8 protein-coding genes are annotated in these 7,292 nt (G+C 62.0%); 7 read left to right on the forward strand and 1 reads right to left on the reverse strand.

From position 1 onward, the window contains the following. Nucleotides 1-102 precede the first annotated feature (102 nt). The 6 genes from HX824_RS05050 to HX824_RS05075 all read left to right on the forward strand — a co-directional run bounded on the left by HX824_RS05050 (nucleotide 103) and on the right by HX824_RS05075 (nucleotide 5,257). Complete coding sequence (locus HX824_RS05050; RefSeq protein WP_008430524.1) at nucleotides 103-864, forward strand: ABC transporter permease; 762 nt, start codon at nucleotides 103-105, stop codon at nucleotides 862-864. Nucleotides 865-873: 9 nt separating this feature from the next. After that, the gene (locus HX824_RS05055) at nucleotides 874-1,632 is read left to right on the forward strand and encodes an ABC transporter permease (protein ID WP_177023071.1); all 759 of its coding nucleotides are present in this window, start codon (nucleotides 874-876) and stop codon (nucleotides 1,630-1,632) included. Nucleotides 1,633-1,643: 11 nt separating this feature from the next. Beyond that, nucleotides 1,644-2,432: an ABC transporter ATP-binding protein gene (locus HX824_RS05060; RefSeq protein WP_023658820.1), complete on the forward strand. Its 789-nt coding sequence runs from the start codon at nucleotides 1,644-1,646 to the stop codon at nucleotides 2,430-2,432. 105 nt (nucleotides 2,433-2,537) lie between these two features. Then, nucleotides 2,538-3,497, forward strand: coding sequence for a threo-3-hydroxy-L-aspartate ammonia-lyase (locus tag HX824_RS05065; RefSeq protein WP_177035530.1), 960 nt, complete (start codon nucleotides 2,538-2,540; stop codon nucleotides 3,495-3,497). A 122-nt stretch (nucleotides 3,498-3,619) separates the two neighbouring features. After that, nucleotides 3,620-4,867 (forward strand): dicarboxylate/amino acid:cation symporter, encoded by a 1,248-nt coding sequence (locus HX824_RS05070; RefSeq protein WP_008430531.1) that lies wholly within the window; start codon nucleotides 3,620-3,622, stop codon nucleotides 4,865-4,867. Between the two features lie 12 nt (nucleotides 4,868-4,879). Beyond that, nucleotides 4,880-5,257, forward strand: a complete 378-nt coding sequence (locus HX824_RS05075) for a RidA family protein (protein ID WP_008430534.1) — start codon at nucleotides 4,880-4,882, stop codon at nucleotides 5,255-5,257. A 1-nt stretch (nucleotide 5,258) separates the two neighbouring features. Here HX824_RS05075 and HX824_RS05080 read toward each other — a convergent pair whose 3' ends face one another. Next, nucleotides 5,259-5,885, reverse strand: a complete 627-nt coding sequence (locus tag HX824_RS05080; protein WP_003212543.1) for a transcriptional regulator — start codon at nucleotides 5,883-5,885, stop codon at nucleotides 5,259-5,261. Between the two features lie 57 nt (nucleotides 5,886-5,942). Between HX824_RS05080 and HX824_RS05085 the strand changes: the two genes are divergently transcribed. Next, nucleotides 5,943-7,052, forward strand: a complete 1,110-nt coding sequence (locus HX824_RS05085; RefSeq protein ID WP_177023074.1) for a DSD1 family PLP-dependent enzyme — start codon at nucleotides 5,943-5,945, stop codon at nucleotides 7,050-7,052. Nucleotides 7,053-7,292: the final 240 nt, after the last annotated feature.

The following is a 7,292-nucleotide window of genomic DNA, read 5'->3' on the forward strand; positions in this document are numbered from 1 at the left end:
CAAGCCAGCTCCCACATTTGGCCTTCATTGTTCTCCCCTGTTGTGTTCACTGGCACATGTCTTGCGATAGCCCCCGGGTACTTCGCTGAAATAAGACCCGCCATGCGCCCTTACCGATTGCTCACTGCCCTGACCTGGCTCATCTCGCCGCTGGCCCTGCTCGCCACCTGGACGCTGGTGGCGCACCTCGGGATCTTCCCGCGCAACCTGCTGGTACCGCCGGCCCAGGTCCTGCAAACCTTTGAAGAACTGCTCGCCAGCGGCGAACTCGCTGAACACCTGGGCAACAGCCTGTCCCGGCTCGGTCTGGGCTTTGGCATCGGCTCGCTGTGCGGCCTGGCCTTCGGGGTGCTGATGGCCCTGTCAAAGAACGTCGAGGTGTATTGCGCCCCGCTGTTCCACACCTTGCGCCAGATCCCCAGCATCGCGCTGATCCCGATGTTCGTGCTGCTGTTCGGCATTGATGAAACCTTCAAGATCATCATCGTCGCCAAGACCGCATTTTTCCCGGTGGCCCTGGCCGCCAGCGAAGGCGTCAAGGGCATTCCCCGCAGCTACTTCGAAGTGGCCGACGTGTACCGCCTGCGCTGGCCGACCTTCGTCTGGCGCATCGCCCTGCCCGCTGCCGCGCCGCCGATCATCACCGGTTTTCGTATCAGCCTGACCCGCGCCTGGGTGGTGCTGGTGGCCACCGAACTGCTGGCGGCCGACAGCGGCCTGGGGCAGATGATCGAGATGGCCCGGCAGATGCTGCGCATCGACGTGGTGATGGTGGGTGTGGTGGTCACCGGGCTGATTGGTTTTGCCCTCGACTTTGGCTTTCGTTCACTGGAACAGCGGCTGTTTCGCTGGCAGACCCGCTAGGAGCCCGGCATGACCCTCTTGAAAAAATCCCGCGGCCTGTTGCTGCCGCTGCTGTTGATCCTCGCCTGGGAATACGCCTCGCGCCAGGACGCGGCCGGCGCCTACGCCTTTGTGCCGCTGTCGGCGATCGGCTCGGCGTTGCTGGAAATGCTCGGTAACGGCGAGTTGCTGGTCAACCTGCTGGCCAGCCTGGCCCGCACCAGTGGCGGCCTGGCCCTGGGCATCCTGTTCGGCGTGGTGCTGGGGGTGCTGATGGCGCTGTCGAGTGTGGCCAACCGTTTGATCGGCCCGCTGTTCCATTCGATTCGCCAGGTGCCGATGCTGGGCTGGATCCCGTTGATTGCCATGTGGTTCGGCAACGGCGAGTTCTCCAAGGTGCTGATCGTCAGCCTCGCGGCGTTCTACCCGATGGTGCTCAACACCTACCAGGGCTTCAGCCATGTGGAGCAGCGTTATCGTGAAGTCGGCCAGGTGCTGGTGCTCAGCCCGGTGCAGCAGTTCGTGCACGTGCTGTTGCCGGCGGCGTTGCCGAGCATCGCCACCGGCGTGTTGCATGCCCTCGCCTTCGCCTGGGTCACGGCGATCGGCAGTGAGCTGTTCCTGTCCTCCGGCGCCGGCCTGGGCAACCTGATGATGAATGCCGAGGCTGGCTCGCGCATGGAAGTGATCGTGCTCAGCGTGCTGTGCATCGGCCTGCTGGGCTACCTGATGAACCTGCTGTTTACCCGCCTCAGCCGCCACGTGCTGCGCTGGCGCAATATTCGTTGAAGGCCATGAACATGAACGCAATCGCCCACCACGCCCTCCACACCGCCGTGCAGACCGGCGCCCTGCAGATTCGCGGCCTGAACAAGGCCTATCGGATCGAAGGCAAGCCGCTGCCGGTGTTGCACAACATCAACCTCGACGTGCGGCCAGGGGAGTTTGTCAGCATCGTCGGCGCCAGCGGCTGCGGCAAATCCACCTTGCTGCGCCTGATTGTCGGGCTGGAGGCCGAGTATGAAGGCGATATCCTGCTGGACGGCCAGCGCATCGCCGCGACCAGCCTGGAGCGCGGCATTGTGTTCCAGGATCACCGCCTGTTCCCGTGGATGACCGTCAGCCAGAACATCGCCCTGGCCCTGAAAAACCACAACCTGCCCCAGTCCGAAAAGGATCGGCAAGTGGCCGAACATATCGCTCTGGTCAACCTCACCGGCTTTGAAAACGCCTACCCGCACCAGCTCTCCGGCGGCATGGCGCAACGTGCTGCAATCGCCCGGGCACTGATCAATAAACCCAAGGTACTGTTGCTCGATGAACCACTGGGCGCCCTCGACGCCCTGACCCGTGTGCACCTGCAGCGGGAGCTGCAACGGATCTGGGTGCAACAGCGCTGCACGGTGATCATGGTCACCCATGACATCGAAGAGGCGCTGTACCTGGGTGACCGGGTGATCGTGATGGACGCCCACCCGGGGCGGATCAAGCATGAAATCCGGGTGGACTTGCCACATCCGAGGGAGCGCAGTTCGCCGGTCTTGCAGGGCTACAAGGACCGGTTGCTGGAAGAGCTGGTCGGGCACTGAAGACAGTGGGCATGCCGAGCTTTACATTTTGTATAGTTATGGATATTTTATCCAGACAGCAAATGCAATGCGCTCGTGCACGGTTCATTTTCAGAGGTCCTTTCCATGCAACTGTCTTCGTACCATGACGTGATCAAAGCCGCCGAACGCCTGGAGGGCTTCGCCAACCGCACGCCGGTGTCCACCTCGCGCACCCTCGACGCCGAGACCGGGGCCCAGGTGTTCATCAAATGCGAAAACCTGCAACGCACCGGTTCATTCAAGTTTCGCGGTGCGTTCAATGCGCTTTCCCGGTTTGACGAGGCGCAGCGCAAGGCCGGTGTAGTGGCGTTTTCCTCGGGCAATCACGCCCAAGGCATCGCACTGGCCGCCCGCCTGTTGCAGATGCCGGCCACCATCGTAATGCCCACCGACGCCCCGGCTGCCAAGGTCGCCGCCACCCGGGAATACGGCGCGACCGTGGTGTTCTACGACCGTATCACCGAAGACCGCGAGCAGATCGGCCGCACCCTGGCCGAGCAGCACGGCATGACGTTGATCCCCTCCTACGACCACCCGGACGTGCTGGCCGGCCAGGGCACTGCCGCCAAGGAGCTGCTGGAATTCACCGGCCCACTGGATGCCTTGTTTGTCGGCCTGGGCGGTGGCGGCATGCTCTCCGGTACGGCATTGGCCACCCGTGCGTTGTCGCCTGATTGCCTGCTGTACGGGGTCGAGCCCGAAGCCGGGAATGACGGTCAGCGCTCCTTCCAGACCGGCAGCATCGTGCACATCGACACGCCCGCGACCATCGCAGACGGCGCCCAGACCCAGCACCTTGGCAATCACACCTTCCCGATCATCCGCGAGAACGTGAATGACATCCTTACGGTCTCGGACGCCGAGTTAGTGGAGTCGATGAGGTTCTTCATGCAACGCATGAAGATGGTCGTGGAGCCCACCGGTTGCCTCGGCCTTGCGGCCTTGCGCAACCTCAAGCAGCAGTTCCGGGGCCAGCGCGTGGGCATCATCGTGACCGGTGGCAACGTCGATATCGAGAAGTACGCGAGCCTGCTAAAGGGCTAAAACCTCTAACAAGAAAATACTGTGGCGAGCGTGCTTGCCACATGGCTTCCTGCTGCCTGCAATTTCTGCCGCCTATAAAAAATGCCTGGGTGTTCCCTGAGCGTTAACAACAAGAGGTGCTTATGAAAAATCGTTACCTGGCCCGGGCCATTGTGATTGCGATCATCCTTGGCGTGCTGGTGGGGGCCGTGCTGCATGCCCAACTGGACGCCGACACCGCCAAGACCATCGCGGGTTACTTCAGCATGGTCACCGACGTGTTTTTGCGCCTGATCAAGATGGTCATCGCGCCGCTGGTGCTGGCGACGTTGATCAGTGGCGTGGCGAGCATGGCCGACAGCGGTTCCATCGGCCGTGTCGGGTTGAAGGCGATGACCTGGTTTTTGATTGCGTCCGTGGTATCGCTGCTGATCGGTTTGACATTGGCCAATCTGTTTCAGCCAGGCGCGGGGCTCAACCTGAGTGTGGCGGCCAACGGCAACAGCGGTTTGAACACCGCCAGCTTCAACCTGTCGGGTTTTTTGTCCCATGTATTCCCCCGCAGCATCGTCGAGGCCATGGGCAACAATGAGGTGCTGCAAATCGTGGTGTTTTCGTTGTTCTTCGGCGCAGCGCTGGCGTTCGTCAAGGGCAGCGCCAGGTCGCCGATCCTGCACGTGCTGGAAGAACTGACCCAGGTGATGTTCCGCATCACCGAATACGTGATGGTGATCGCGCCGCTGGCGGTGTTTGCCGCAATTGCCGCCACCATCAGCCTGTACGGGCTGGGGATGGTGGGCAGCTTTGGCAAGTTGATCGCGCAATTCTACCTGGGCCTGGCGGTACTGTGGCTGGTGATCAGCGGCGTGGGTTACCTGGCGCTGGGCGCACGTTTCAAACAGCTGTTGCAGTTGCTGCGCAGCCCGGTTTTGCTGGCGTTCTCCACCGCCAGCAGCGAGGCGGCCTACCCCAAGACCATCGCAGCCCTGGACAGCTTCGGCTCGCCCAAGCGCATCAACAGTTTTGTGCTGCCCCTGGGTTACTCGTTCAACCTCGACGGTTCGATGATGTACCAGGCGTTTATCGTGATGTTCATCGCCCAGGCCTATGGCATCGAGATGAGCTTCGGCCATCAAGTAATGATCCTGCTGACCTTGCTCGTCATCAGCAAAGGCACCGCCGGCGTGGCGCGCGGCTCACTGGTGGTGCTCGCGGCGGGCCTGCCGATGGTCGGCCTGCCGGAAGCCGGTTTGCTGCTGATCCTCGCCGTGGACCCGATCCTCGACATGGGCCGTACCGCCACCAACGTGTTCGGCTGCGGCGTGGCCACGGCGGTGATTGGCCACGGTGCCACCGATGAACAACCTGCTCCCCTTCCCTCCCTTGCTTGAGAACTGCCGATCATGAAGATTCACCACACAGCCACTGCCTCCCAGCCTGCCGGTCACTACTCCCAGGCCGTAAGCCACCAGGGCACGCTGTACATCTCCGGTCAATTGCCGGTGAGCCCTGACGGGCGTCATAACCTCGAGGCTTCGTTTGCCGAACAGGCTCAAGTGGCCCTGGACAATCTGTTGGCGATTTTGAAGGCCGCAGGCGGCTCACCCGCAGACCTGGTGAAAGTCACGGTGTACGTGGTGGGGGTAAAACACTGGCCTGAATTTGATGGCTTGTACGCCGCTGCGCTGGGGGATCACCGCCCCGCCCGCGCGGTGGTGCCGGTGCCGGAACTGCACCACGGCTATCTGATTGAAATCGAAGCCGTGGCGCGCTCGGCATAGGTCATTTGGCGTAGGTGTAGACCGCCGCCCGCGAGACCCCAAGGTGTGAGGCAACCGTTTCCATGGCACGCCGGATGTCCATCACGCCGGCTTCTTTCAGCTCTTGCATCAGCAGGCGCCGGTCGGCGGCCTTGAGGGCACGTGGGGTGGTCGCCAGGCGTGCGGCGAACTGGTCGATGCGCGCACGAATGGCGTCGGCACCGGACGGGTCGAGAGACTCGGCGGGCCGATCGCCGCTGACCGAGCCGAACTGTTCCAGCATGCCCTGCAAGCCACGGAACAACGAGAGGTCGACGTTCATGCACAAGGCCGCCACGTACTTGCCGGTGGAGTCCTTGATGCCGATGGAAGTGCTCTTGACCTGACGCCCGTCGGCGAACTGGTTCTGGTAGTTGGCGATCACCTGCGGGTACTCGGGATCGGCAATCCGCGCCAGGCCCAGCTCGGTGGCCGGGTCACCCGGCTGGCGCCCGGAGAGGTTGTTGTGGATGGCCATGATTGCGTGCTGCGGGTCGCGCAGGTCGTGCAGCACGACCTCGCAAAACGGGCTGAAGGTCTTGCTCAGGCCTTCGGCAATCTGTTCGAGCTGGCTGATCAAGGCCGCTTGTTCGGGAGTGTGTTTTTTCATTCAGACAACATATCCAGTACTGGATAGACCGTCAATTTACCTTTTGGAGTGTGCACGATGGAAACCCCGACAGCTTTGCTGGATGTGAGCCGGATGCAGCGCAATATCCTGCGTATGCAGCAGCGTGCCGATGACTTGGGTGTGCGCTTGCGGCCCCATGTGAAGACCCATAAATGTGCCGAGGTGGTGGCGGCGCAAATCGCTGCCGGGGCCACGGGGATTACGGTTTCGACGTTGAAGGAGGCCGAGTATTTTTTCGACCTCGGCATTCGGGACGTTCTGTATGCGGTGGCGATGGCGCCGCATAAATTGCCTCAGGCGTTGGCGTTGCGTCGTCAGGGGTGTGCGCTGACGCTGATCACCGACAGCCTTGCCGGGGCCCGGGCGATTGTCGAGTTCGGTGCGCTGCAGGGTGAGGTTTTTGCGGTGCTGATTGAGATTGACTGTGATGGGCACCGGTCCGGGGTGAAGCCTCAGGATCCGCTGTTGCTGGAGATCGCCAGGCTGCTGTATGGCGGCGGGATGCTTGCCGGGGTGTCGACTCATGCCGGGGAAAGTTACGGGCTGGATACGCCTGAGGCGTTGCGGGCGATTGCCGAGCAGGAACGGGCGCGCTGTGTTGCAGCGGCCGAGGTGATTCGGGGGGCGGGGTTGCCTTGCTTGCAGGTGAGTGTGGGTTCGACGCCCACGGCGCTGTCGGCGGTGAGCCTGGAGGGTGTGACTGAGCTGCGGGCTGGGGTTTATGCGTTTTTTGATTTGGTGATGCATAACGTTGGGGTGTGCCGCATTGATGAGCTGGCGTTGAGTGTGCTGACTACGGTGATCGGGCATCAGGTGGAAAAGGGCTGGATCATTACCGACGCGGGGTGGATGGCGATGAGTCGGGATCGTGGGACGCAGTCGCAGAAGCGGGATTTTGGTTATGGGCAGGTGTGTACCGAGGGTGGTGAGGTGATTGAGGGGTTGCTGGTGGGCAGCGCGAATCAGGAGCATGGGGTGGCTTGGTTCGACGGGGTGGCGGTGGATGTGGTTGAGCGGTTTCCGCTGGGGACGCGGCTGAGGGTTTTGCCTAACCATGCGTGTGCTACGGGGACGCAGTTCGGCAGCTATGGCGCGCTGCTGGAGAATGGTGAGGTGCAGGTTTGGGAGCGGTTGCGGGGGTGGTAGATCGGGGGCATATCCGTTATTTGGGTGATGGCCGATATTGGTTCCGCTCTTACAGCGGCCTGAAAGCCGGCTTGAGTGTTAAAAGCCAAATCAGAAGCTAAAGCGGGCACGGTCCACTGTAGGAGCTGGCTTGCCGGCGATGGCATCAACTGGGTGTACCTGATGCACCGAGGTGTCTGCATCGCCGGCAAGCCGGCTCCTACAGAAAAGCGCTTGGTTTTTAACACTCAGGTCGGCTTT

The sequence above is a fragment of the Pseudomonas sp. D4002 genome, from assembly GCF_013385665.1.
Taxonomy (GTDB): domain Bacteria; phylum Pseudomonadota; class Gammaproteobacteria; order Pseudomonadales; family Pseudomonadaceae; genus Aquipseudomonas.

Bases quoted from the DNA above. Each gene is read 5' to 3' on its own strand.
- HX824_RS05050 (WP_008430524.1), top strand. From the start codon at position 103: ATGCGCCCTTACCGATTGCTCACTGCCCTGACCTGGCTCATCTCGCCG.
- HX824_RS05055 (WP_177023071.1), top strand. From the start codon at position 874: ATGACCCTCTTGAAAAAATCCCGCGGCCTGTTGCTGCCGCTGCTGTTG.
- HX824_RS05060 (WP_023658820.1), top strand. From the start codon at position 1,644: ATGAACGCAATCGCCCACCACGCCCTCCACACCGCCGTGCAGACCGGC.
- HX824_RS05065 (WP_177035530.1), top strand. From the start codon at position 2,538: ATGCAACTGTCTTCGTACCATGACGTGATCAAAGCCGCCGAACGCCTG.
- HX824_RS05070 (WP_008430531.1), top strand. From the start codon at position 3,620: ATGAAAAATCGTTACCTGGCCCGGGCCATTGTGATTGCGATCATCCTT.
- HX824_RS05075 (WP_008430534.1), top strand. From the start codon at position 4,880: ATGAAGATTCACCACACAGCCACTGCCTCCCAGCCTGCCGGTCACTAC.
- HX824_RS05080 (WP_003212543.1), bottom strand. From the start codon at position 5,885: ATGAAAAAACACACTCCCGAACAAGCGGCCTTGATCAGCCAGCTCGAA.
- HX824_RS05085 (WP_177023074.1), top strand. From the start codon at position 5,943: ATGGAAACCCCGACAGCTTTGCTGGATGTGAGCCGGATGCAGCGCAAT.